The sequence below is a fragment of the Escherichia sp. MOD1-EC5950 genome (assembly GCF_002965345.1).
GTDB lineage: Bacteria > Pseudomonadota > Gammaproteobacteria > Enterobacterales > Enterobacteriaceae > Escherichia > Escherichia marmotae.
This window is the reverse complement of the sequence record NZ_PTSR01000001.1, coordinates 410940-436310: the sequence shown is the minus strand read 5'-3', so window position 1 is coordinate 436310 and position 25371 is coordinate 410940. Positions and strand designations below refer to the sequence as shown.

Here is a 25371-nt window from a genome sequence, read left to right as displayed (position 1 = left end):
AGCAGTTGGGTGACAACGGTTACAGCGATACCCAGGGAATGCTGGGTATGAAATATCTCTTTTGATGCCACTTTGCCGCCCGTCGCGGTATACGGGTGGCGCGCTCCCTGCATCAACCTGATAAGCGTAGCGCATCAGGCAAGCCGGACGGTGCTACTGCATGTCCGGCTTCTTCTGCTTAAACTGACTAGATGTGCAGTTCCTGTAATTTCTCTTTCGGCAACGCCAGCTCTTCGTTGCTGTTGATACGCACACCACGTTCCAGGATGCTACGTGCAATATCCTGCGCTTCCTGCAACGAGTGCATCTGGTAAGTGCCACACTGGTAGACATTCAGTTCCGGGATCTGATTCTGATCCTGCACTTTCAGTACATCTTCCATTGCCGCTTTCCAGGCATCAGCGACACGCTTCTCATCTGGCGTACCAATCAGACTCATATAGAAACCGGTGCGACAACCCATTGGCGAGATATCGATGATCTCAACGCCGTTGCCGTTAAGATGGTTGCGCATAAAACCAGCAAACAGATGCTCCAGAGTATGGATACCTTTTTCTGGCATTACTTCTTTGTTCGGCACGCAAAAACGCAGATCGAACACAGTGATTGCGTCGCCATGCGGGGTGTTCATTGTTTTCGCCACCCGAACTGCAGGCGCTTCCATCCGGGTATGATCGACTGTGAAGCTATCTAACAACGGCATTTAGCCACCTCCGGTAATTTTTTTTAAAATATTCTGAACTCTTTGTTCCCAGGCGAGTCTGAGTATATGAAAGACGCGCATTTGTTATCATCATCCCTGAATTCAGAGATGAAATTTTGGCCACTCACGAGTGGCCTTTTTCTTTTCTGTCAGGCGTGTTTTTCCAGCCACACCTTGAACGGTTCGGTATCTGCAGCTTCCATTTCCTGCTGACGGCGTTTAGACGCTTCGCGTTCGGCAATAAAATCCTCTTCACGCAGAATTTCCAGCGGCTCTTCACGCAGCAAATTGCGGTAAGCCTCACCAAATGCTTTACCAGTTCCGCCAATGCCAGTATCAATCATAGACCGTAAGATACGGGCAGAGAAAGTCAGATCGGGATTATCAAAGCAGGCTACCAGCTCATCACACACTTTCTGATACGCTTCGCCGCCGTTAATGCTGTCCAGGGTTTGCGCAACACGTTTCAGATCCCGGAACAGATCTTTGCCCACCTGCGGCAGCGGGAATTGTGCAGTTTCACAGCCAATTCCCAGCGTCAGCCCCGGCTTACGCCCTTCAAGGATCACCCGGTTCCAGTTGACGCGTGTACAGGCAAGTTCGCTACTGCTCATTTCCGGCGCGTCAGCTAACGCACACCAGACCATAAACAGGTCGAGGAAACGCACCTGCTGCTCATCAACACCTATCGGTGAGAAGGGGTTGATATCCAGCGAACGCACTTCGATATATTCAATGCCGCCGCGCAACAGCGCATCAGAAGGCGACTCACCGCTGCGAGTAACGCGTTTCGGACGAATCGGCGCATACAGTTCATTTTCAATCTGCAGTACGTTACTGTTGATTTGCAGTCGCTTGCCGTCTTTCTCAAGACCAATCTTCGCGTACTCTTCCGACGGCGTTTTAATTGCCCGCTTCAGACCAGCTACGTACTCGTAGAGATCGTTAAAGGTAATACCAAGATTACTTTGCGATTTATTGGTATAGCCCAGATCGCTCAAACGAAGAGAGGTCGCATACGGAAGGTAGTACATGCCACTCTCGGTTTTCTCAAACGGTAGCGACGTCGGTTTACCTTGCAGGAAAGAAGAACAAATCGCCGGGGAAGCGCCAAACAAATACGGGATAACCCAACCGAAGCGATAGTAGTTACGGATAGCACGGAAGTAGCCCGCTGAGATTTTCTCTTTGGCGTCAACGCCCGAGATATCACCACACTTCGCCTGCCAGAATGCCATTGGTAAAGAGAAGTTGTAGTGTACACCGGAGATGGTTTGCATCAGCGCGCCATAGCGATTTTTCAGCCCTTCACGGTACAGCGTTTTAAAGCGACCGGTATTGGAAGTGCCATACTGCGCCAGTTCGATATCCTGACCTTCCGCGATGTAACATGGCATACTTAACGGCCACATCCGCTCATCGCCAATGTTACGCGCGGTATAGCGATGCAAATCGCGCATAAAGGTCAGCATATGTTCAATATCGCCATCGACCGGCGTAATAAATTCCAGCAACGCTTCGGCAAAATCGGTCGTGATCCATTTATGCGTCAGTGCGGAACCTAATGCTTCAGGATGACCCGTTGTTGCTAGTGTGCCATCTGGATTAACACGTAAAGTTTCGCGCTCAAGACCGCGCTGTATCCCCGTTAATGCCTGAGGATGTTTTTCCAGCCAGGCCAGCGCCTGTGATACGTCCGGGATCAAATTGACCTCCCGCCTGTCAAAATCGTTTTAATTAGCATAACTGTAATGGTGGCCATGTGTGCAGGCCTACAATTAGTGCCACCACATCATGCCCTGAACGGTGGCTACTGCAACCGCAACGTAGCGCAACGCTTTACCAAGGCACAAAAAAAAGATTACTGGTCCCCACGAGATGCGCATCCATCCCGCTAACAGACACAGTAAGTCGCCAATCACTGGCATCCAGCTTAATAAGAGTGTGACTGCGCCATAGCGTTTCAGCCAGCCAATGGCTTCTTCTTGCCAGCGCGATGTTTTGCGCAATGGAAAGAAACGCCCAAGGATAACGTTAGTTAACCCTCCAAGGCTATTACCCATTGTTGCTGTTAATACTAAAACCCAGGGATGACTCACCCCAGAAAGTAACATTGCCACCAGCACAACTTCCGAATTGCCGGGTAATAGTGTAGCGCTGAGAAAACTACTGGCAAACAACGAGAAGAGCGATAGCGCCTCACTCACAACAAGCGAACATCCACAACGTCCATGCCTGCGGCGCGAGCAGCCTGAATACCGAAATCAGCATCTTCAAAGACCACGCACTGTGTTGGTTGCACTCCCATACGCTGTGCGCACAACAAAAATGTGTCTGGCGCAGGTTTATGATGTTTGACGTGATCGGCAGCAACGACGGCGTCAAAATAACGGCGCAATCCCAGATGTGTTAACAGCACCTCAGCTATAGCGCTTTCACTCCCCGTACCGACAGCCATTGGGCGACGACCATGCCAACTCTTCACTACGTCAACAAGAGGAAGCGGCTCGACGCTATCCAGCAGCATGCTTCTTACCGCCTCTGTTTTTTCACGCGCCAGAGCATGTGGGTCGAGATCGGCCTGGTTCAACTCAATGATCGCCTGGGCAATACGCCAGGTAGGCGAACCATTAAGTGCGATCATGGCCTGTACATCGTACTGAAGACCGTAACGTCCTAATACTTCGCGCCACGCTTTACGGTGCGTAGGCTCGGTATCCAGAATGGTGCCATCCATATCAAATATTAAACCAGCATAACGCTCGTACATGGCCTTCTCACAAATCGAAAAATATGACGCTACTTTAGCGTAATTGCTTGATTTTGTCGCTGATGGCGAAGGGGAAGATTATTCAGGAAATGGATAAAATCGTCATTTAGAAATGAAATATTTTTGAGGGGATCTTTTGGAGAAGATGGTGTATCCGGGAGGATGACTCACTGGCGTTCGCCCTTCGGGCCGTTGCTGGCGCGACGTTATCCTCCCTGGTGCTTGCGTCAATTTTGCAGACCATGAAGATTATCAATCGTGGATAATACGAAGAGAATGGTGCATCCGGGAGGATTCGAACCTCCGACCGCTCGGTTCGTAGCCGAGTACTCTATCCAGCTGAGCTACGGATGCATCGGGAAAGCTTATTTTACTGCTGATATTGATATCGCTACTAAAGCCATATCAAGCAAGAGATGGTGCATTCGGGAGGATTACTCGCCTTGCGGCTCGCCCTTCGGGCCGTTGCTAAAGCAACATTATCCTCCCTGGTGCCTGCGGTTAGTACCACCACCTCTTCGATACCTTCATCGCTGAAGGTTACGGAGAATATGGTGCATCCGGGAGGATTCTAACCTCCGACCGCTCGGTTCGTAGCCGAGTACTCTATCCAGCTGAGCTACGGATGCATCGGGAAAATTTATTTTACTGCTGATATTGATACCGCTACTAAAGCCATATTAAGTAAGAGATAGTGCATCCGGGAGGATTACTCGCCTTGCGGCTCGCCCTTCGGGCCGTTGCTAAAGCAACGTTATCCTCCCTGGTGCCTGCGGTTAGTACCGCCACCTCTTCGATACCTTCATCACTGAAGGTTACGTAGAATATGGTGCATCCGGGAGGATTCGAACCTCCGACCGCTCGGTTCGTAGCCGAGTACTCTATCCAGCTGAGCTACGGATGCATCGGGAAACTTACTTTACTGCAGATTTTTTGACACCGCTGCTAAAGCCGTATCAAGCAAGAGATGGTGCATCCGGGAGGATTACTCGCCTTGCGGCTCGCCCTTAGGGTCGTTGCTAAAGCAACGTTATCCTCCCCGGTGCCTGCGGTTAGTACCGCCACCTCTTCGATACCTTCATCGCTGAAGGTTACGGAGAATATGGTGCATCCGGGAGGATTCGAACCTCCGACCGCTCGGTTCGTAGCCGAGTACTCTATCCAGCTGAGCTACGGATGCAAATGGCGGTGAGGCGGGGATTCGAACCCCGGATGCAGCTTTTGACCGCATACTCCCTTAGCAGGGGAGCGCCTTCAGCCTCTCGGCCACCTCACCACACGCCTCTTACGAGTGCTTCGAAGAACTTGTTTATCGCTCATCGTCGCTGCGTGGCGCACATATTACTTTCTGAGACTTATAAGTCAAACAATTTTTCCCACACTTTTATCGTTTGCACACTTCACGCTCAATTAGTCTGTAAAAACGCCAAAAAGAGTGTTTTATCAACAGAAAAACGGGCATCTGAAAGGTAGCGGTAATACAGAAAAAGGGAGACTAAAGATGAATGAACGGGTGTAACGCGAAAAGAAAATGAAGTGAAGGAGAAATTTTGAGGGTGCGTCTCACCGTTAAAGATGAGACGCGGAAAGATTAGTAACTGGACTGCTGGGATTTTTCAGCCTGGATACGCTGGTAGATCTCTTCACGGTGAACAGAAACTTCCTTCGGGGCATTTACGCCAATACGTACCTGGTTGCCCTTTACCCCTAAAACTGTCACGGTGACCTCATCCCCAATCATGAGGGTCTCACCAACTCGACGAGTCAGAATCAGCATTCTTTGCTCCTTGAAAGATTAAAAGAGTCGGGTCTCTCTGTATCCCGGCATTATCCATCATATAACGCCAAAAAGTAAGCAATGACAAACACATTACATGTAAGCAGTCATGGCATTACATTCTGTTAAACCTAAGTTTAGCCGATATACACAACTTCAACCTGACTTTATCGTTGTCGATAGCGTTGATGCGAATGCCGCAGACTCACTCTGCGGCATTGCCTGACGCTTATATTATTGCAATTTCGCGCTGACCCAGCCTTTCACACTGGCTAACGCTGCAGGTAAGGCCGCAGCATCCGTACCACCGGCTTGCGCCATGTCAGGACGTCCACCACCCTTGCCGCCCACCTGCTGAGCGACCATACCAATCAGTTCCCCTGCTTTCACACGATCTGTGACGTCCTTAGATACGCCTGCAATCAGAGAAACCTTACCTTCGGCTACCGTTGCCAGCACGATAATTGTCGACCCCAGCTGATTTTTTAAATCGTCAACCATGGTACGTAACATTTTCGGCTCAACACCGCTAAGCTCGCTAACCAACAGCTTAACACCATTAACATCAATTGCCTTACTGGAAAGATTCGCACTCTCCTGCGCAGCAGCCTGTTCTTTAAGCTGTTGTAACTCTTTTTCCAACTGACGCGTACGTTCCAGCACTGAACGCACTTTATCAACCAGATTGTTGCTATCGCCTTTCAGCAGATGCGCGACTTCGCTTAAGCGATCGCTGTCCGCATGAACAGTGGTGATAGCACCTTCTCCGGTTACCGCTTCGATACGGCGAACGCCTGCAGCAGTACCCGATTCAGAGGTGATGCGGAACAGGCCGATATCACCAGTGCGGCTGGCGTGAGTACCGCCACACAGCTCGGTAGAGAAATCGCCCATGCTCAGCACACGTACGCGTTCATCATACTTCTCACCGAACAACGCCATCGCGCCTTTCGCTTTAGCCGCCTCAAGATCCATGATGTTGGTTTCGATCGGCAGGTTGCGACGAATCTGTGCGTTCACCAGGTCTTCGACCGCTCGAATCTCTTCAGGTTTCATCGCTTCGTTATGCGAGAAGTCGAAACGCAGCACTTTGTCGTTAACCAAAGAACCTTTCTGGGAGACATGAGTACCCAGAACCTGGCGCAATGCAGCGTGCATCAGGTGCGTTGCGGAGTGGTTCAGACGAATACGGGCGCGGCGCGCTTCATCAACATCAGCCTGCACCGCGTCGCCCACTTTCAGAGAACCCGCAGCAAGTTTACCGATGTGACCTATCGCCTGGCCGTATTTTTGAGTGTCTTCCACCGCAAAAGAGATGCTTGCGCCTTTCAGTTCGCCTTTATCGCCAACCTGGCCGCCTGATTCTGCATAGAATGGCGTTTGATCCAGTACGACAACCGCTTCCTGGCCTGCATTGATTGCATCAACAGCTTTGCCATCAACAAACAGTGCAGTCACTTTGCCGTTCAGTTCCAGATGGTCATAGCCTTTAAATTCAGAAGCGCTATCAACACGGATCATCGCGTTGTAATCAGCGCCAAAACCACTGGCTTCACGTGCGCGACGGCGCTGCTCTTCCATTGCTGCTTCAAAACCGGCTTCATCGACTTTGATGTTGCGCTCACGACAAACGTCAGCCGTCAGGTCAACCGGGAAACCGTAGGTATCGTACAGACGGAAAGCCGTTTCGCCATCCAGCGTATCACCAGAAAGTTTCGCTAACTCTTCGTCCAACAACGCCAGACCGCGCTCCAAAGTACGCGCAAACTGCTCTTCTTCAGTTTTCAGCACCTGCTCAACCAGCGCCTGCTGGCGTTTCAGGTCTTCACCCGCAGAGCCCATAACGTCGATCAGCGGACCAACCAGTTTGTAGAAGAAGGTTTCTTTCGCGCCCAGCATATTGCCGTGACGTACCGCGCGACGAATGATACGACGCAATACATAACCACGGTTTTCATTGGATGGCATGACACCATCTGCTATCAGGAATGCGCAGGAACGAATGTGGTCAGCGATAACACGCAGCGATTTGTTGCTCAGATCGGTCGCGCCAGTGACTTTTGCAACCGCCTGAATCAGCGTGCGGAACAGGTCAATGTCATAGTTAGAGTTAACGTGTTGCAGCACCGCAGCAATTCGCTCCAGCCCCATACCGGTATCAACAGACGGCTTCGGAAGCGGTTCCATAGTGCCATCGGCCTGGCGGTTGAACTGCATGAAGACGATGTTCCAGATCTCAATGTAACGGTCGCCGTCTTCTTCTGCGCTTCCCGGAGGGCCACCCCAGATATGGTCGCCGTGATCATAGAAAATTTCGGTGCACGGGCCGCACGGACCAGTGTCGCCCATCTGCCAGAAGTTGTCAGATGCGTATGGCGCACCTTTGTTATCACCGATGCGAATAATACGTTCGCGTGGGATCCCAACTTCTTTTTCCCAGATTTCGTAGGCTTCGTCGTCGCTTTCATAGACGGTAACCCACAGACGCTCTTTCGGCAGGGCAAACCATTTTTCGCTGGTCAGCAATTCCCATGCAAACTGAATAGCATCGTGTTTGAAATAGTCACCGAAGCTGAAGTTGCCCAGCATTTCGAAGAAGGTGTGATGGCGTGCGGTGTAACCGACGTTTTCCAGGTCGTTGTGTTTACCACCCGCACGCACGCAGCGTTGGGAAGTGGTAGCGCGGGAATAATTACGCTTGTCGAGCCCAAGGAACACATCCTTGAACTGGTTCATCCCGGCGTTGGTAAACAACAAAGTTGGGTCGTTATGGGGAACCAGGGAACTGCTGGCAACTACCTGATGCCCCTTACTGTGGAAAAAGTCGAGAAACGCCTGACGGATCTCAGCGGTGCTCTTGCTCATAATTATCCTGAAATCAAGCTAAAGAAATATCGCTACCAGCAGCAACGTGTTGTTAACCGCCGGGCTGGTAACTGAAAAAGTGGGAATAAGATAAGTTTTCTTGACTGGGAAGTAAAATACCGTATGCGTTCAGTCGGCAAAATTTCGCCAAATCTCCTGGATATCTTCCATCAGATAGCCACGATAGAGCAGAAAACGCTGGATCTTAACTTTTTCTGAAAAGATGGTTGGCAAAGGTTCACCATATTTTCGCGTCGCTTGATCACGCGCCAGCGCGCACCAGTCGATGTCACATTCACGCATCGCTTTTTCTGTCGCCTCTCGGGAGCTCCCTTTCTGGCTCAGTTCCTGACGAATACGTGCCGGTCCATATCCTTTGCGACTGCGACTGGCGATAAAGCGTGCAACAAAGCGGCTGTCATCGAGATAACCGTGTTCATGACACCAGGCGATAACACGCTCATAATCTTCTGCCGTGGCATCAATCTCTTCCGGGCCATTTTTGCCCATAATCGGTGCGGCAAGTTTACGGCGCAGTTCCTGCTCACTGTGATCACGTACCGCCAGAATACGTACCGCGCGATCCAACAGGCGAGTATATATCGGGCGACGGGGCGTTAATTCGGTCATGGCATCCCCTTAAAACTTAAAAAGCAAAAGGGCCGCAGATGCGACCCTTATGTATCAAACAAGACGATTAAAAATCTTCGTTCGTTTCTGCTACACCTTCGCTGTCATCAACAGAGAAATCTGGCGTTGCATTTGGGTTGCTCAGCAGCAACTCACGCACTTTCTTCTCGATCTCTTTCGCAGTTTCCGGGTTGTCTTTCAGCCATGCTGTCGCATTTGCTTTACCCTGGCCGATCTTCTCGCCTTTATAGCTGTACCATGCACCCGCTTTCTCGATCAGCTTCTCTTTCACGCCCAGGTCAACCAGTTCGCCGTAGAAGTTGATGCCTTCGCCGTAGAGGATTTGGAATTCAGCCTGTTTAAACGGCGCAGCGATTTTGTTCTTCACAACTTTCACGCGAGTTTCGCTACCCACCACGTTTTCGCCCTCTTTCACCGCGCCAATACGGCGGATATCGAGACGAACAGAAGCGTAGAATTTCAGCGCATTACCACCGGTAGTGGTTTCAGGGTTACCGAACATCACGCCAATTTTCATACGGATCTGGTTGATGAAAATCAGCAACGTGTTGGATTGCTTCAGGTTACCCGCCAGCTTACGCATCGCCTGGCTCATCATACGTGCCGCAAGGCCCATATGAGAGTCACCAATTTCGCCTTCGATTTCTGCTTTCGGCGTCAGCGCCGCAACGGAGTCAACAACGATAACATCTACCGCGCCAGAACGTGCCAGAGCGTCACAGATTTCCAGAGCCTGCTCACCAGTGTCCGGTTGAGAGCACAGCAGATTATCAATATCGACGCCCAGTTTACGTGCATAGACTGGGTCCAGCGCGTGTTCAGCATCGATAAACGCACAGGTTTTACCTTCACGCTGCGCAGCGGCAATCACCTGTAGCGTCAGCGTGGTTTTACCGGAAGATTCCGGCCCGTAGATTTCGACGATACGGCCCATCGGCAGACCACCTGCCCCAAGCGCGATATCCAGTGAAAGCGAACCGGTAGAGATGGTTTCCACATCCATGGAACGGTCTTCACCCAGGCGCATGATGGAGCCTTTACCAAATTGTTTCTCAATCTGGCCCAGTGCTGCCGCCAACGCTTTCTGTTTGTTTTCGTCGATAGCCATTTTTACTCCTGTCATGCCGGGTAATACCGGATAGTCAATATGTTCTGTTGAAGCAATTATACTGTATGCTCATACAGTATCAAGTGTTTTGTAGAAATTGTTGTCGCAACGTCTGTAATGCATAAGCCGTCGCCTGACGTCGTACTGCATCACGGTCACCGCTGAAGCATTCCCGGCGGGTAATGCCTTCGCCGCTGGCAGAAGCAAACGCAAACCAGACGGTGCCTACAGGCTTCTCTTCACTGCCGCCATCCGGTCCGGCAATGCCGCTGATAGACACGGCATAATCAGCTCGAGCCGCTTTCAGTGCACCAATTGCCATTTCCACCACGACGGGTTCACTCACCGCGCCATGCTGCGCCAGCGTCTCTTCACGTACGCCGATCATCTGCGCTTTAGCCTCGTTACTGTAGGTGACAAATCCGCGTTCAAACCAGGCGGAACTGCCAGCAATATCGGTAATAACTTTCGCGACCCAACCGCCGGTACAAGACTCAGCGGTTGTGACGGTTGCGCCACGGGCTTTCAGTGCCAGCCCGACCTGTTCACTCAATTGCATCAGTTCACTGTCAGTCATCACAACCTCTGTCAGTCAAAAATTTATGCCGGACAAGATAGCACTTTCCCGCAGAAGATGGGGACGAGCGATTCATTTTACGAGTCGCATTCCGAAATAAGACTGTTACGACCAACCGGTAAAGAAAAAAGGCTACCATGCCGCGTTCACATTGATATGTATTCACAGGGAGAGAAAAGCAATGGCAACAAAGAAAACGGATAACACCCCACAAAACGTGCTCAAACAGACCACGCAAATGCGCATGTGGGTCACCATTGGCGGCATCAGCGCCCTGGTTGCAGTGGTATGTAAGATTTTATCTTCTGGCTATCTTGAACCTTTCGACTTCGGTCAGGCTGCATTAGGCGTTGTCTGCCTGGGATATACGATATCGCTGTCGAAAAAAATCAAGCAATTACGTAATTCGAATAAACAGTAATAAAGCAGAGGGAAGTTTAAACTCCCCTCTTGTCAGTTGTTACTGTACGCGCGCCAGCGCCACAGCCTGTCCTAACTGCCAGACTGCCATTGCATAATGGGTGCTGTGGTTGTAACGAGTAATGGTGTAGAAGTTCGGCAGACCATACCAGTACTGGTAACCCGTCCCAACATCCAGACGCAGCAAGCTGGCCTGCTGATGATTCCCCAACGGCTGCTGCGGCGTCAAACCTGCCGCAGCAAGCTGCGAAATGCTGTACTTAGTTTTGAAACCATTTGGTAAACCTGGAGCCTGGCCGTTTGCCATCACCGCCACCAGGTCACCTTTCACCCAGCCGTGCGCTTTGAAATAGTTTGCCACACTACCAATAGCATCAACCGGATCCCACAGGTTGATATGACCATCACCGCTAAAGTCCACGGCGTATTGTTTGTAAGACGATGGCATAAACTGTCCATAGCCCATCGCTCCGGCAAAGGAACCTTTCAGATTGAGCGGATCATCCTGCTCATCGCGCGCCATTAGCAGGAAGGTTTCCAGTTCGCCAGAGAAATATTCCGCGCGGCGTGGGTAGTTAAATGACAGCGTTGCCAGCGCATCAAGGATGCGGGTTTTACCCATCACGCGTCCCCAGCGGGTTTCGACGCCAATAATTCCGACGATAATTTCTGGCGGTACACCATATACCTGCCACGCGCGATTCAGCGCATCTTCATATTGATTCCAGAAAACCACGCCGTTCTGCACGTTATCCGGAGTAATAAATTTTTTGCGATAACGCAGCCATGCACCGTTCGGGCCTGATGGCGGCTGCACCGATGTGGTCGGTGCCTGGTTATCCATCAACCGCAGTACCGAATCCAGACGTTTCGCCTGGGAAAGGATTTCTTGCAGTTGCTGACGATCGAAGCCGTGTTTGCTCACCATTTTATCGATGAACTGCTGGGCATTCGGGTTGTTGGCGAAGTCACCGCCCATCTGCATCACATTGTGCTGCGGCTCAAGCAGGAAGCCGCCAGACGGCGTTCCGGTGGTCGTTTCAGTCTCGGTAGGTTTTGGCTTGCTGCTGCAGGCGGCAAGCAACACAAAAAGGGGAAGCAATGTTACATAACGACGCTTGAACATGAGGAGTCCATTTAACAGATTCAACCTGGGGCAAGTATGGTAAAGCATCGCGCCCTGCACAAGGAAGCGGTAGTCGCTCCCCGATACGGACTTTACATAACTCAAATACCCTTCATCGACACACCTTCACCATAACTTTCAAATTAAAATATTTATCTTTCATTTTGCGATCAAAATAACACTTTTAAATCTTTCAATCTGATTAGATTAGGTTGCCGTTTGGTAATAAAACAATAAATTCTGAAGGAGAGAACAATGATAGAAACCATTACTCATGGCGCAGAGTGGTTCATCGGGCTGTTCCAGAAAGGCGGAGAGGTGTTTACCGGGATGGTGACCGGCATTCTTCCGCTGTTGATTAGCCTGCTGGTAATCATGAACGCACTGATTAATTTTATCGGTCAACATCGTATTGAACGTTTTGCTCAACGTTGCGCCGGTAATCCTGTTTCCCGTTACCTGCTGCTACCGTGCATTGGTACGTTTGTCTTTTGTAACCCCATGACCTTAAGCCTCGGTCGCTTTATGCCGGAAAAGTACAAACCCAGCTACTATGCGGCGGCTTCTTATAGCTGCCACTCAATGAATGGCCTCTTCCCCCATATCAACCCCGGCGAATTGTTTGTTTATCTTGGAATTGCCAGCGGTCTGACAACGCTGAACCTGCCACTTGGCCCGCTGGCCGTCAGTTATCTGTTGGTAGGCCTGATCACTAACTTCTTCCGCGGTTGGGTGACCGACCTGACCACCGCCATTTTTGAGAAAAAGATGGGCATTCAACTTGAACAGAAAGTTCGCCTGGCAGGAGCAACATCATGACACGTATTCGGATCGAAAAAGGGACGGGGGGTTGGGGCGGCCCGCTGGAGCTGGAAGCCACTACGGGGAAAAAAATCGTCTATATCACCGCCGGTACACGTCCTGCGATTGTCGACAAACTGGCACAGCTTACTGGCTGGCAGGCTATCGACGGATTTAAAGAAGGTGAACCCGCAGAAGCGGAAATCGGCGTCGCGGTAATCGACTGTGGCGGTACACTGCGCTGCGGCATCTATCCCAAGCGGCGTATTCCCACTATCAATATCCACTCAACGGGCAAGTCCGGTCCGCTGGCGCAGTACATCGTGGAAGATATTTATGTCTCCGGTGTAAAAGAAGAAAACATCACTGTAGTGGGTGATGCTACTCCACAATCCTCTACCGTAGGTCGTGACTACGATACCAGCAAGAAAATCACCGAACAAAGCGATGGCTTACTGGCGAAAGTAGGAATGGGCATGGGGTCTGCGGTTGCCGTGCTGTTCCAGTCTGGCCGCGACACCATCGACACCGTATTAAAAACCATCCTGCCGTTTATGGCGTTCGTCTCGGCGCTTATCGGCATCATTATGGCTTCCGGTCTTGGCGACTGGATAGCCCACGGTCTTGCTCCGCTGGCCAGTCATCCTCTGGGACTGGTGATGCTGGCACTCATCTGCTCCTTTCCGCTGCTTTCGCCTTTCCTCGGCCCTGGCGCGGTTATCGCGCAGGTTATCGGCGTATTGATTGGCGTGCAGATTGGTCTCGGCAATATTCCGCCGCATCTGGCTTTACCGGCGCTGTTTGCCATCAACGCGCAGGCGGCCTGCGATTTTATCCCGGTCGGTTTGTCTCTGGCGGAAGCCCGTCAGGACACGGTTCGCGTCGGTGTCCCTTCTGTACTGGTGAGCCGCTTTCTGACCGGCGCGCCTACCGTACTTATCGCCTGGTTTGTCTCCGGTTTTATCTATCAATAGAGGTTAAAACATGACCGTTATTTATCAGACCACCATCACCCGTATCGGCGCGAGTGCGACTGACGCTCTCAGCGATCAGATGCTCATCACCTTTCGTGAAGGCGCGCCTGCGGATCTCGAAGAGTATTGCTTCATTCATTGCCACGGCGAATTGAAAGGTGAACTCCATCCCGGTTTGCAATTTTCTCTCGGACAGCATCGCTATCCGGTAACCGCCGTTGGCAGCGTGGCGGAAGACAACCTTCGCGAACTGGGTCATGTCACCCTGCGCTTCGATGGTTTAAGCGAAGCGGAATTTCCGGGCACTGTCCATGTGGCAGGCCCCGTACCCGACGATATCGCGCCGGGATCAGTTTTGAAGTTTGAATCTGTTAAGGAGTAAAAAATGAATCAGGTTGCTGTTGTCATCGGTGGTGGGCAAACCTTAGGCGCGTTCCTGTGCCACGGTCTGGCTGCCGAGGGGTATCGCGTGGCGGTTGTCGATATTCAGAGCGACAAAGCTGCAAATGTGGCGCAAGAAATTAATGCAGAATATGGCGAAGGCATGGCATATGGTTTTGGTGCTGATGCCACCAGCGAGCAGAGCGTACTGGCACTCTCTCGTGGGGTAGATGAGATCTTTGGTCGTGTGGATTTACTGGTCTACAGCGCCGGAATTGCTAAAGCAGCGTTTATCAGCGATTTCCAACTGGGGGATTTTGACCGCTCGCTACAGGTAAATCTGGTGGGCTACTTCCTTTGTGCGCGTGAATTTTCGCGCCTGATGATCCGCGACGGCATTCAGGGACGGATTATTCAGATCAACTCGAAATCAGGCAAAGTGGGCAGCAAACACAACTCTGGTTACAGCGCCGCGAAATTTGGCGGAGTCGGTCTTACCCAGTCACTGGCGTTGGATCTTGCGGAGTACGGCATTACGGTGCATTCACTGATGCTCGGTAACTTGCTGAAATCACCTATGTTCCAGTCACTATTGCCGCAATACGCCACTAAGCTGGGCATAAAACCGGATCAAGTCGAGCAATATTACATCGATAAAGTGCCACTTAAGCGCGGCTGCGATTATCAGGACGTGCTGAATATGTTGTTGTTCTACGCCAGTCCAAAAGCGTCGTACTGCACCGGGCAGTCGATTAATGTCACTGGCGGTCAGGTCATGTTCTGATCAACAGCGGAGATCCTTTAAGGATCTCCGCGAGACTGCCTGATGCGCTACGCTTATCAGGCCTACGCCCCCATACAACACATTGAATTAACAGAACTTTTAAGACCTAATAAGGCGTTCACGCCGCATCCGGCATGAATAAAGCACACACTGTAAACATTCTCAGCGGAAATCCTCCGCCACCACATATAAGGAGAAGTTATGGTATCCGCTCTCATCACCGTCGCCGTTATCGCCTGGTGTACACAACTGGCCTTAGGCGGCTGGCAAATTTCTCGTTTTAACCGTGCCTTCGATGCACTTTGCCAGCAAGGCCGCGTTGGCGTGGGCCGTTCCAGCGGGCGCTTTAAACCGCGGGTCGTAGTCGCCATCGCCCTGGACGATCAGCAGCGCATCGTCGACACCTTGTTTATGAAAGGACTGACCGTTTTCGCCCGACCGCAAAAAATTCCCGCCATTACGGGTATGCATTCTGCTGATTTACGGCCCGATGTGATCTTTCCCCATGATCCATTATCGCAGAATGCTCTATCATTGGCGCTTAAACTGAAACGTAGATAATTTCGTTGTGAATGCTACTTGCTTGCGAAGTTATCATTTTGAAACCTAAATCAGGTAATCACGCCTATGAAACCTCGTCAGCGTCAGGCCGCCATTCTGGAGTATCTGCAAAAGCAGGGGAAATGCTCGGTTGAAGAATTGGCGCAATACTTTGACACCACAGGCACAACCATTCGCAAAGATCTGGTCATTCTGGAACATGCCGGAACCGTCATTCGTACCTATGGCGGCGTGGTGTTAAATAAAGAGGAATCCGATCCGCCAATCGATCATAAAACGCTCATCAACACCCACAAAAAAGAGTTGATAGCGGAAGCCGCCGTCAGTTTTATCCACGATGGCGACTCAATCATTCTCGATGCTGGCAGTACCGTATTGCAGATGGTGCCAATGCTCTCGCGCTTTAATAACATCACAGTGATGACCAACAGTCTGCATATTGTCAATGCGCTATCCGAACTGGATAACGAGCAAACCATCCTGATGCCTGGCGGAACATTTCGCAAAAAATCGGCCTCATTTCACGGGCAACTTGCCGAGAATGCCTTCGAACATTTCAGCTTCGATAAATTGTTTATGGGCACCGACGGCATCGATCTGAATGCAGGCGTAACGACTTTCAACGAGGTCTACACCGTCAGTAAAGCGATGTGTAATGCTGCGCGCGAAGTTATTTTGATGGCTGACTCATCGAAGTTTGGTCGTAAAAGCCCCAATGTAGTTTGCAGTCTTGAAAGCGTCGATAAACTCATTACCGACGCAGGCATTTCTCCAGCGTTTCGTCAGGCGCTGGAAGAGAAAGGGATCGACGTGATCATCACCGGAGAAAGCAATGAGTGAAGCACTACTGAACGCGGGACGTCAGACGTTAATGCTGGAGTTGCAGGAAGCAAGCCGTTTACCTGAACGTCTGGGCGATGATTTTGTTCGCGCCGCCAATATCATCCTGCACTGCGAAGGCAAAGTGGTGGTTTCGGGAATTGGCAAATCGGGCCACATTGGTAAGAAAATCGCCGCAACGCTTGCCAGCACTGGCACGCCTGCTTTTTTTGTCCATCCGGCAGAGGCACTGCACGGCGATCTGGGGATGATTGAAAGCCGCGATGTAATGCTGTTTATCTCGTACTCCGGTGGCGCAAAGGAACTGGATCTGATTATTCCGCGTCTGGAAGACAAATCTATTGCTCTGCTGGCAATGACCGGTAAACCGACGTCACCGCTGGGTCTGGCGGCGAAAGCGGTGCTGGATATTTCCGTAGAACGCGAAGCCTGCCCGATGCACCTTGCGCCGACTTCTAGCACCGTCAATACCCTGATGATGGGCGATGCGCTGGCGATGGCGGTCATGCAAGCGCGTGGGTTTAATGAAGAAGATTTTGCCCGCTCCCATCCAGCCGGCGCGCTGGGCGCTCGCTTGCTGAACAAAGTGCATCATCTGATGCGCCGTGATGATGCTGTCCCGCAGGTGGCGTTAACCGCCAGCGTGATGGACGCGATGCTGGAACTCAGCCGCACCGGGTTAGGGCTGGTGGCAGTGTGTGATGATCAACGACTGGTGAAAGGCGTCTTTACCGACGGTGATTTACGTCGCTGGCTGGTTGGCGGTGGTGCACTCACCACGCCCGTTAATGAAGCGATGACGGCTGGTGGCACCACATTACAGGCACAAAGCCGCGCCATTGACGCCAAAGAGATCCTGATGAAGCGCAAAATCACCGCCGCACCGGTGGTAGATGAAAACGGTAAACTCGCCGGCGCGATTAACCTGCAGGATTTCTATCAGGCCGGGATTATTTAATCCTTCAATCCCAGACGTTTCGCCAGCCGATGCAGGTTGGCGACGTCGATTTCCAGCATCCGCGCACAGGCGGCCCAATTGTGATTATTTTGTGCCAGCGCCTGGCGAATGGTTTCGCGCTGGAACTCTTCTGTCGCTTCACGCAGGTTTTGTTTAACGATGGGCACTGTCGTCACTTCTGGCGACGGCAACGTCACCTCAGGAAAAGCAAAATGTTGCGCCTCAAGAATCACTTCATCACCGCTGCGGGTCGCTCTCGCCAGCACTACCGCCCGATGAATAGCATGTTCCAGTTCGCGCACGTTTCCCGGAAAACGGTAGTGTTGCAATAAATTCCGCGCACTGGCGCTCAACACCACGCGAGAAAGTCCCAGTCGCAGACGGCACTGCTCGCAGAAATAACCCGCCAGCAAAATAACGTCATCGCCCCGCTCACGTAGCGGCGGCACGGAAAGCGGAAACACACTCAGGCGATGGAATAAATCGGCGCGAAATCGCCCTGCCAGTACTTCTTCGTGCAAGTCGCGGTTAGTCGCTGCCAGTACGCGCACATCCACCCGCAAACTGCGGTCATCGCCAACGCGCTGAATATCGCCATACTGCAACACCCGCAGTAGCTTGGCCTGCAATGCCAACGACAACTCACCGATCTCATCCAGAAACAGCGTACCGTTATCCGCCATTTCAAACTTACCACTGCGGTTACTGATAGCGCCGGTAAACGCCCCTTTCACATGCCCGAACAGCTCACTTTCCGCCACGCTTTCCGGCAGTGCGGCGCAGTTGAGATAAACCAGCGGATTCACCGCCCGCGGCGAGGCTTCATGAATCGCTTTCGCCACCAGCTCCTTACCTGTTCCCGTCTCACCGCTAATTAAGACGTTGAGATCGGACGCTGCCACAATCTCAATCTCTTTTTTCAGTTGCGTCATGCCTGGCGACAGGCCAATCATCTGCATCTCTTCCACCGCTTCAAACGGCACGGCATGACCCGGCAACATATTCTGGCTTTCCAGTTGTTCAATCAGCAACGCATTGCTTAACGCCCCCGCCGCCAGTGCGGCAATCAGCCGTAACTCTTCATCGCTGAAAACATCGAACTGATCGGGCTGCATCCCGTCGAGCGTCAATGCGCCAATCAGGTTTTGCCCGGCAAACAATGGCAGACCAACACAGGCATGAACCTTCAGACTCTCCTGCCCGGGAATCAAACCGTCATAGGGATCGGGTAATTCGCTGTCTGCAGGAAAACGCACCACGTCCCCGGCGCGGGCAATCGCTTCCAGCCGCGGATGCCCTTCCAGCGCAAAGCGTCTGCCGAGCACATCTTTTGCCAGCCCGTCGATGGCGAGCGGAATAAATTGCCGCGAGTCGTAGCGCAGCAACGCTGACGCATCACACTCCAGCACCTGACGCAGCGTGGTAATCAGGCGTTGAAAACGATCCTGATGGCCAATCCCGCGCTGCAATTCGATGGCGATATTCGCCAGCACATCAACGGAAAAACTCATCTTTGCCTCACTGTCAATTTGACTATAGATATTGTCATATCGACCATCTGATTAATAGTCATTTTGACTACTCATTAATGAGCATAAATTAATTTATAGAGTAAAAACAATTAGATAAAAAACTGGCACGCAATCTGCAATTAACAGGACATCTTTTTAGAACACGCTGAATAAATTGAGGTTGCTATGTCTATTGTGGTGAAAAATAACATTCATTGGGTTGGTCAACGTGACTGGGAAGTGCGTGATTTTCACGGCACAGAATATAAAACGCTGCGCGGCAGCAGCTACAACAGCTACCTCATTCGCGAAGAAAAAAACGTGCTAATCGACACTGTCGACCATAAATTCAGCCGCGAATTTGTGCAGAACCTGCGTAATGAAATCGATCTGGCAGATATCGATTACATCGTAATTAACCATGCAGAAGAAGACCACGCCGGGGCGCTGACCGAACTGATGGCGCAAATTCCGGATACGCCAATCTACTGTACTGCCAACGCCATCGACTCAATTAATGGTCATCACCATCATCCGGAGTGGAATTTCAACGTGGTGAAAACCGGCGACACGCTGGATATCGGTAACGGCAAACAGCTCATTTTTGTCGAAACACCAATGCTCCACTGGCCGGACAGCATGATGACTTACCTGACGGGCGATGCAGTGCTGTTCAGTAACGATGCCTTTGGTCAGCACTACTGCGACGAGCATCTGTTCAACGATGAAGTGGATCAGACCGAGCTTTTCGAACAGTGCCAGCGTTACTACGCCAATATCCTGACGCCGTTCAGCCGCCTGGTAACCCCCAAAATCACCGAGATTCTGGGCTTTAACTTGCCGGTCGATATGATTGCCACCTCTCACGGTGTGGTGTGGCGCGATAACCCGACGCAGATTGTCGAGCTGTACCTGAAATGGGCGGCGGATTATCAGGAAGACAGGATCACTATTTTCTACGACACCATGTCGAATAACACCCGCATGATGGCTGACGCTATCGCCCAGGGGATTGCAGAAACCGACCCGCGCGTAGCGGTGAAAATTTTCAACGTCGCCCGGAGCGATAAAAACGAAATCCTGACCAATGTCTTCCGCTCAAAAGGCGTACTGGTTGGGACTTCGACGATGAATAACGTAATGATGCCGAAAATCGCCGGGCTGGTGGAGGAGATGACCGGATTGCGCTTCCGTAACAAACGCGCCAGCGCTTTCGGCTCCCACGGCTGGAGCGGCGGTGCGGTTGATCGTCTTTCTACGCGCTTGCAGGATGCAGGCTTCGAAATGTCACTTAGTCTGAAAGCCAAATGGCGACCGGATCAGGACGCGCTGGAGTTATGTCGTGAACACGGTCGTGAAATCGCCCGTCAGTGGGCGCTCGCGCCGCTGCCGCAGAGCACAGTGAATACGGTGGTTAAAGAAGAAACCAGTGCCACCACAACAACCGACCTCGGCCCACGGATGCAGTGCAGCGTCTGTCAGTGGATTTACGATCCAGCAAAAGGCGAGCCAATGCAGGACGTCGCGCCGGGAACGCCGTGGAGTGAAGTTCCGGATAACTTCCTGTGCCCGGAATGTTCCCTCGGCAAAGACGTCTTTGATGAACTGGCATCGGAGGCAAAATGAGCAACGGTATTGTGATCATTGGTTCGGGCTTCGCCGCCCGCCAACTGGTGAAAAATATTCGCAAACAGGACGCCAGTATTCCATTAACCCTGATTGCTGCCGATAGCATGGATGAGTACAACAAACCTGATCTCAGCCATGTTATCAGTCAGGGACAACGTGCCGACGACCTTACCCGCCAGACGGCGGGAGAATTTGCCGAACAGTTTAATCTGCGCCTGTTTCCACAAACCTGGGTGACGGATATTGATGCCGAAGCCCATGTGGTGAAAAGCCAGAATAATCAGTGGCAGTACGACAAGTTAGTGCTGGCAACCGGTGCCAGCGCCTTCGTCCCGCCGGTGCCTGGGCGTGAGTTAATGCTTACTTTAAATAGTCAGCAAGAGTATCGCGCCTGTGAAACGCAACTACGGGAAGCGCAGCGCGTGTTGATTGTCGGTGGCGGCCTGATTGGTAGCGAACTGGCGATGGATTTTTGTCGGGCAGGCAAAGCAGTCACGCTGATCGACAACGCCGCCAGTATTCTGGCATCGTTAATGCCACCGGAAGTAAGCAGTCGCTTACAACATCGGTTGACGGAGATGGGCGTCCATCTGCTGTTGAAATCTCAGTTACTGGCGCTGGAAAAAACGGATTCTGGCATTCGTGCAACCCTGGACCGCCAGCGCAGCATCGAAGTGGATGCGGTGATTGCCGCCACCGGGCTGCGCCCGGAAACCGCCCTGGCACGACGCGCCGGGCTGACGATTAATCGCGGCGTTTGCGTCGATAGTTATCTGCAAACCAGCAATGTCGATATTTACGCGCTGGGCGATTGCGCGGAAATTAACGGTCAGGTATTGCCGTTTCTGCAGCCGATTCAACTTAGCGCAATGATGCTGGCAAAAAATCTGCTCGGCGCTAATACGCCTCTGAAACTACCGGCGATGCTGGTAAAAATCAAAACGCCGGAGTTACCACTGCATCTGGCAGGGGAAACCCAGCGTCGGGATTTACGCTGGCAGATTTGTGCCGAAAACCAGGGAATGGTGGCACGCGGTCTGGACGATACCGATCAGTTACGTGCCTTTGTGGTCAGTGAAGATCGGATGAAAGAGGCGTTTGGATTGTTGAAAACGTTACCGGTGTAGGCGCATCTGGCTACTGTGCCCAAAATGCCAGCGTCGCATCAGGCAACACGGTTGTCGGATGCGGCGCGAGCGCCTTATCCGACCTACGGAGAGCGCATATGTTGGTCACATAATGCGTTCATGACGCATCCGCCTACTGTGCCCAAAATGTCGGATGCGACGCTGGCGCGTCTTATTCGACCTACGGGGAGCGTATATGTTGGTCACATAATGCGTTCATGACGCATCCGCCTACTGTGCCCAAAATGTCGGATGCGACGCTGGCGCGTCTTATTCGACCTACGGGGAGCGTATATGTTGGTCACATAATGCGTTCATGACGCATCCGCCTACTGTGCCCAAAATGTCGGATGCGACGCTGGCGCGTCTTATTCGACCTACGGGGAGCGTATATGTTGGTCACATAATGCGTTCATGACGCATCCGCCTACTGTGCCCAAAATGTCGGATGCGACGCTGGCGCGTCTTATTCGACCTACGGGGAGCACATGTGTAGGCCGGATAAGGCGTTTACGCCGCATCCGGCAATGGTGTCCAAATGCAACACGTTTTATCCGTTCTGGACTTCTTCCGCCAGCCAGCGAGCCGCAGCAATAACCCCCTGCCCCAGAGATAATCCACCATCACCCGCAGGTAAACTCTGCGGGAAAAGCAATGTGAAATCAGCGAGATAATGCGCCAGACGTGCACGCAGCAGGCGGTTATGAATAACCCCGCCGCTGAATACCAGCGTAGTGATACCGCGCATCGTAGCCTGCTCGCGCATCAACTCGGCAACCCCCTGCGCCAGCGCATCATGAAACGCCCACGCCCGTTGATTAACCGGAGCTTGCCAGTTCAGCCACTGCCGCCAGAAAATGGCGAGATCCAGGTGATTATTGACCAACGGCATTGTCACCGGATGCTTCACGCCGTGGCATGAAGACGCCAGCGCCTCCAGCGTACAAGCCGCTTCCCCTTCATAACTTAACGTGGCTGGCGCACAGCCCAGCGCCGCCGCCACGGCATCGAACAAACGCCCGCACGATGACGCCAGCGGCGCGTTAATGCCTCGTTCAATGGCCCGCGCCAGCACGCTCCAGTTTTGCTGTTGCACACTTACCGTTTCAGGATAATTCTGCCACTCCGGCACAAAGCGCAGGCACTGCGCCAGCAGGTTACGCCACGGCTGCTTTGCGGCAAGATCACCACCAGGAAGCGCCACTGCAGGCAAGCCGCCCAGGCGCTCGCATTCACGATAGTTCACCCGCAGGCACTCGCCGCCCCACAAAGCGCCGTTCTCGCCCATACCGATACCGTCAAGCGTCAAAGCAATGACATCACCGCCATCCAGCGGCCAGTTATGCTCCGCCAGACACGCCGCCGCATGAGCATGATGATGCAACACCGTTTGCGTCGGCAGATTCATTTCACTCGCCCACTGGCTGGAGACATAGCCCGGATGCGCGTCATGCACAACACATTGCGGGGTGAAATCGTAGATGTTCTGCATCAGGCGTAACGCTTCGCGCCACTGCATCTGGATACCATCGTCGCTTAAATCGCCCAGATGCTGACTCAACACGGCTTGTTCACCGCGCACCAGGCTGAAGGTGTTTTTCAGATCTGCGCCAAGACACAGCATCGGCGGCACATTTTTAAAACCCGGCGGCAAAGCCAGCGCATCCGGTACATAGCCACGCGAACGGCGCAACATTTCGCCACTTTCGCGCACTACCGAGTCATCCATCCGCTGCACAATATCGCGGTTATGCAACAAGAATCCGTCGGCAATGTCCTGCAAATCCTCCAGCGCCTGTTCATTGCTGATAGCCGGAGGTTTGCCACTCAGGTTGCCGGAGGTCATCACCAGCGGGCATTGCAGTTCCTGCAACAACAAATGTTGCAGTGGATTCGCAGGCAACATCACCCCAACTTCGTTAAGGCATGGGGCAATATCGTCACAAAGTTCGGGAACGTATTTTTTATCCACCAGCACAATCGGCGCGGCAGGCGTGGTGAGCAACTGACGGACAGCCTCTGGTAGGTTTTCTACCGTTGGCAACATAACCGCCAGCGGTTTCGCCGGGCGATGTTTGCGCGCTCGTAGTGTTGCTATCGCGTCACTGTTACGTGCATCACAGGCGAGATGAAATCCGCCAATCCCTTTGATGGCGACGATTTTTCCCGCTTTTAACTGTGCTATAGCAGCCTGTAAAGCAGCCTCTTGTTTGGCATGAACATCATTACTTACCCATTCAAGATGCGGACCACATTCCGGGCAAGCCACCGGCTGGGCATGGAAGCGACGATCGAGCGGGTCGCGGTATTCTTTGTCACAGGCCGGACATAACGGAAACGCTGCCATCACGGTAAATGGGCGGTCATAAGGCATCGCGCGAATAATGGTGAAACGCGGGCCGCAGTGGGTACAGTTGATAAACGGATAACGATAACGCCGTTCGCCCAGGGTATTCATTTCAGCAAGACAGGCAGGGCACGTGGCGGCATCCGGAACAATTTGCGTATTCATGGTGCCGCCTGTGCTCTGGCGGATAGTGAACTCAGTGGGCAGTTGTGACCAGATAAACGGCTCACGATCAACGCTATCAATACGCGCCAGCGGCGGGCAGTGTTGATGCAATTGAACAAGAAACGTTTGCGGATCTTCCAGCAGCCGGACTTCCACGCCATCGCCGTCATTACAGACATCGCCGTGAAGATTTAATTGCTGTGCCAGTTGCCAGACAAACGGACGAAAACCAACGCCCTGCACTTTGCCACGAATACGCAGTTGAACACCGCAAGATGTGTTTTTTGCCATTGAGTTATTCCCGCCATCATGAATCCATAACCCACCCTACCGGATGCGACAGCATCGCATCCGGTAGTCACAGGTCAGCAATATCGCCCGCTCCGTATTCTACGAATATTTCGGGGAATTCCTTTGATGCCAGAATAGTTATGTAAGATTTTTAGAACATCATCGCCGTGCGGCGGCGTTTTTCTGCGCTCAGTTGCTCAAGTTTATTACGATCGACACAAATCAGCGCATGCGTCGGGCACGCAGACATACACGCAGGGCCGTCTTCACGGTGGTTACACAGATCGCATTTATTGGCTTCGGCTTTATCGGCACGTACATTCAGCCCCGCGCCGCTGTTGCGAATCACCGGACGCACCACCACTTCCATCGCGCCGTACGGGCAAGCCACAACGCAGGTTTTGCAACCAATGCAGCGTTCCTGCATGACATGAACAAACCCTTTATCACGGCTGATAGCACCATTCGGGCAGACATTAGCGCACGGAGCATCTTCACACTGACGACAAACAGTAGCAGTGGAAATGTTCACACCTTTAATGACATGGATACGCGGTAAAAAAGTTTCCGGAGTCAGCGAAGCGCAATCCTGATTTTCCTGATGAGAAACCACGCACGCTACTTCACAGGTACGGCAACCAATACATTTACTCGCGTCAGCAATGATGAAACGGTTCATCAAATTCTCCAGCAATGACAGTTAATGCGCCGATACATTCATAAATCATGCCAGTTTTTAATTTGCTGTTATATAAGGAAAATAATTTTCTGGGGCCGACAAAAACACTGTCATCGACACTAGTGACGATGACATGTGATGACGGTAAGGCAATGAGAGAATCGCAGTGAATCAATTTTCTGATGAATGTTTTATCGTCGCCAGTATAAAAAAGTGATTGCCAGGAATGGTGAAGATTTAGATTAGGCAACCCTGCCGGATGCAGCTTACACGTCGCATGAACCATCCAGGCCCGATAAACGTAGCGCATCAGGCAATTTAGCGTT

General features: G+C 52.0%; 23 protein-coding genes and 5 tRNA genes. 10 read left to right on the top strand and 18 right to left on the bottom strand.

Features of this window, described 5'->3' with window-relative positions:
- Positions 1-187 precede the first annotated feature (187 nt).
- The 14 genes from luxS to pncC all read right to left on the bottom strand — a co-directional run bounded on the left by luxS (position 188) and on the right by pncC (position 10451).
- A complete protein-coding gene (luxS, locus tag BEA93_RS02190; RefSeq protein ID WP_001516930.1) occupies positions 188-703 on the bottom strand; it encodes an S-ribosylhomocysteine lyase in 516 nt (171 codons plus the stop codon).
- A 149-nt stretch (positions 704-852) separates the two neighbouring features.
- Positions 853-2409, bottom strand: coding sequence for a glutamate--cysteine ligase (gene gshA, locus BEA93_RS02185; RefSeq protein ID WP_001516931.1), 1557 nt, complete (start codon positions 2407-2409; stop codon positions 853-855).
- A 72-nt stretch (positions 2410-2481) separates the two neighbouring features.
- Positions 2482-2910, bottom strand: a complete 429-nt coding sequence (locus tag BEA93_RS02180) for a YqaA family protein (RefSeq protein WP_001287460.1) — start codon at positions 2908-2910, stop codon at positions 2482-2484.
- Complete coding sequence (yqaB, locus tag BEA93_RS02175) at positions 2907-3473, bottom strand: fructose-1-phosphate/6-phosphogluconate phosphatase (protein WP_016262456.1); 567 nt, start codon at positions 3471-3473, stop codon at positions 2907-2909. Before yqaB ends, BEA93_RS02180 begins: the two co-directional genes overlap by 4 nt.
- Positions 3474-3750: 277 nt before the next feature.
- Positions 3751-3827: transfer RNA gene (locus BEA93_RS02170), tRNA-Arg, on the bottom strand.
- Positions 3828-4025: 198 nt separating this feature from the next.
- Positions 4026-4102: transfer RNA gene (locus BEA93_RS02165), tRNA-Arg, on the bottom strand.
- A 198-nt stretch (positions 4103-4300) separates the two neighbouring features.
- Positions 4301-4377, bottom strand: a tRNA-Arg gene (locus BEA93_RS02160).
- A 199-nt stretch (positions 4378-4576) separates the two neighbouring features.
- Positions 4577-4653 (bottom strand) — tRNA-Arg (locus BEA93_RS02155).
- Between the two features lie 3 nt (positions 4654-4656).
- A tRNA-Ser gene (locus BEA93_RS02150) sits at positions 4657-4749 on the bottom strand.
- Between the two features lie 315 nt (positions 4750-5064).
- The gene (gene csrA, locus BEA93_RS02145) at positions 5065-5250 is read right to left on the bottom strand and encodes a carbon storage regulator CsrA (RefSeq protein WP_000906486.1); all 186 of its coding nucleotides are present in this window, start codon (positions 5248-5250) and stop codon (positions 5065-5067) included.
- A gap of 234 nt (positions 5251-5484) precedes the next feature.
- Positions 5485-8115: an alanine--tRNA ligase gene (gene alaS / locus BEA93_RS02140; RefSeq protein WP_085449174.1), complete on the bottom strand. Its 2631-nt coding sequence runs from the start codon at positions 8113-8115 to the stop codon at positions 5485-5487.
- A gap of 129 nt (positions 8116-8244) precedes the next feature.
- Positions 8245-8745 carry a recombination regulator RecX gene (gene recX, locus BEA93_RS02135; RefSeq protein WP_105225120.1) on the bottom strand — a complete coding sequence of 167 codons (501 nt, stop codon included), beginning with the start codon at positions 8743-8745 and terminating at the stop codon, positions 8245-8247.
- 67 nt (positions 8746-8812) lie between these two features.
- Entirely contained in the window at positions 8813-9874 is a 1062-nt protein-coding gene (gene recA / locus BEA93_RS02130) for a recombinase RecA (RefSeq protein ID WP_001516934.1), read from the bottom strand.
- A 79-nt stretch (positions 9875-9953) separates the two neighbouring features.
- On the bottom strand, positions 9954-10451 hold the full coding sequence (pncC, locus tag BEA93_RS02125; RefSeq protein ID WP_000132228.1) for a nicotinamide-nucleotide amidase: 498 nt from the start codon (positions 10449-10451) through the stop codon (positions 9954-9956).
- A 181-nt stretch (positions 10452-10632) separates the two neighbouring features.
- Between pncC and BEA93_RS02120 the strand changes: the two genes are divergently transcribed.
- Positions 10633-10872: a hypothetical protein gene (locus tag BEA93_RS02120; protein ID WP_016249109.1), complete on the top strand. Its 240-nt coding sequence runs from the start codon at positions 10633-10635 to the stop codon at positions 10870-10872.
- Positions 10873-10911: 39 nt separating this feature from the next.
- On the opposite strand, the gene mltB is transcribed toward BEA93_RS02120, so the two are convergent.
- Positions 10912-11997: a lytic murein transglycosylase B gene (gene mltB, locus BEA93_RS02115; protein ID WP_001516936.1), complete on the bottom strand. Its 1086-nt coding sequence runs from the start codon at positions 11995-11997 to the stop codon at positions 10912-10914.
- A gap of 255 nt (positions 11998-12252) precedes the next feature.
- Between mltB and srlA the strand changes: the two genes are divergently transcribed.
- The 7 genes from srlA to gutQ all read left to right on the top strand — a co-directional run bounded on the left by srlA (position 12253) and on the right by gutQ (position 17296).
- Positions 12253-12816 (top strand): PTS glucitol/sorbitol transporter subunit IIC, encoded by a 564-nt coding sequence (gene srlA / locus BEA93_RS02110; protein ID WP_000573320.1) that lies wholly within the window; start codon positions 12253-12255, stop codon positions 12814-12816.
- Positions 12813-13772 (top strand): PTS glucitol/sorbitol transporter subunit IIB, encoded by a 960-nt coding sequence (gene srlE / locus BEA93_RS02105; protein ID WP_105225121.1) that lies wholly within the window; start codon positions 12813-12815, stop codon positions 13770-13772. Before srlA ends, srlE begins: the two co-directional genes overlap by 4 nt.
- Positions 13773-13782: 10 nt before the next feature.
- Complete coding sequence (gene srlB, locus BEA93_RS02100; protein ID WP_016242534.1) at positions 13783-14154, top strand: PTS glucitol/sorbitol transporter subunit IIA; 372 nt, start codon at positions 13783-13785, stop codon at positions 14152-14154.
- A 3-nt stretch (positions 14155-14157) separates the two neighbouring features.
- On the top strand, positions 14158-14937 hold the full coding sequence (gene srlD / locus BEA93_RS02095) for a sorbitol-6-phosphate dehydrogenase (protein WP_001077342.1): 780 nt from the start codon (positions 14158-14160) through the stop codon (positions 14935-14937).
- Between the two features lie 201 nt (positions 14938-15138).
- Complete coding sequence (gene gutM, locus BEA93_RS02090; RefSeq protein ID WP_000252920.1) at positions 15139-15498, top strand: transcriptional regulator GutM; 360 nt, start codon at positions 15139-15141, stop codon at positions 15496-15498.
- A gap of 66 nt (positions 15499-15564) precedes the next feature.
- Positions 15565-16338, top strand: a complete 774-nt coding sequence (srlR, locus tag BEA93_RS02085; protein WP_000804554.1) for a glucitol operon DNA-binding transcriptional repressor SrlR — start codon at positions 15565-15567, stop codon at positions 16336-16338.
- Positions 16331-17296: an arabinose-5-phosphate isomerase GutQ gene (gene gutQ / locus BEA93_RS02080; protein ID WP_016262458.1), complete on the top strand. Its 966-nt coding sequence runs from the start codon at positions 16331-16333 to the stop codon at positions 17294-17296. Before srlR ends, gutQ begins: the two co-directional genes overlap by 8 nt.
- On the opposite strand, the gene norR is transcribed toward gutQ, so the two are convergent.
- The gene (gene norR / locus BEA93_RS02075; protein ID WP_105225122.1) at positions 17293-18807 is read right to left on the bottom strand and encodes a nitric oxide reductase transcriptional regulator NorR; all 1515 of its coding nucleotides are present in this window, start codon (positions 18805-18807) and stop codon (positions 17293-17295) included. The genes gutQ and norR overlap by 4 nt on opposite strands.
- Positions 18808-18993: 186 nt before the next feature.
- On the opposite strand from norR, the gene norV reads away from it, so the two are divergent.
- Together norV and norW are read left to right on the top strand one after the other, a co-directional pair.
- The gene (gene norV / locus BEA93_RS02070) at positions 18994-20433 is read left to right on the top strand and encodes an anaerobic nitric oxide reductase flavorubredoxin (protein ID WP_000029627.1); all 1440 of its coding nucleotides are present in this window, start codon (positions 18994-18996) and stop codon (positions 20431-20433) included.
- Entirely contained in the window at positions 20430-21563 is a 1134-nt protein-coding gene (gene norW / locus BEA93_RS02065) for an NADH:flavorubredoxin reductase NorW (protein WP_000064723.1), read from the top strand. Before norV ends, norW begins: the two co-directional genes overlap by 4 nt.
- A gap of 550 nt (positions 21564-22113) precedes the next feature.
- Here norW and hypF read toward each other — a convergent pair.
- Together hypF and hydN are read right to left on the bottom strand one after the other, a co-directional pair.
- Entirely contained in the window at positions 22114-24366 is a 2253-nt protein-coding gene (gene hypF, locus BEA93_RS02055) for a carbamoyltransferase HypF (RefSeq protein ID WP_105224737.1), read from the bottom strand.
- Positions 24367-24517: 151 nt separating this feature from the next.
- On the bottom strand, positions 24518-25045 hold the full coding sequence (hydN, locus tag BEA93_RS02050; RefSeq protein ID WP_105224738.1) for an electron transport protein HydN: 528 nt from the start codon (positions 25043-25045) through the stop codon (positions 24518-24520).
- Between the last annotated feature and the right edge of the window lie 326 nt (positions 25046-25371).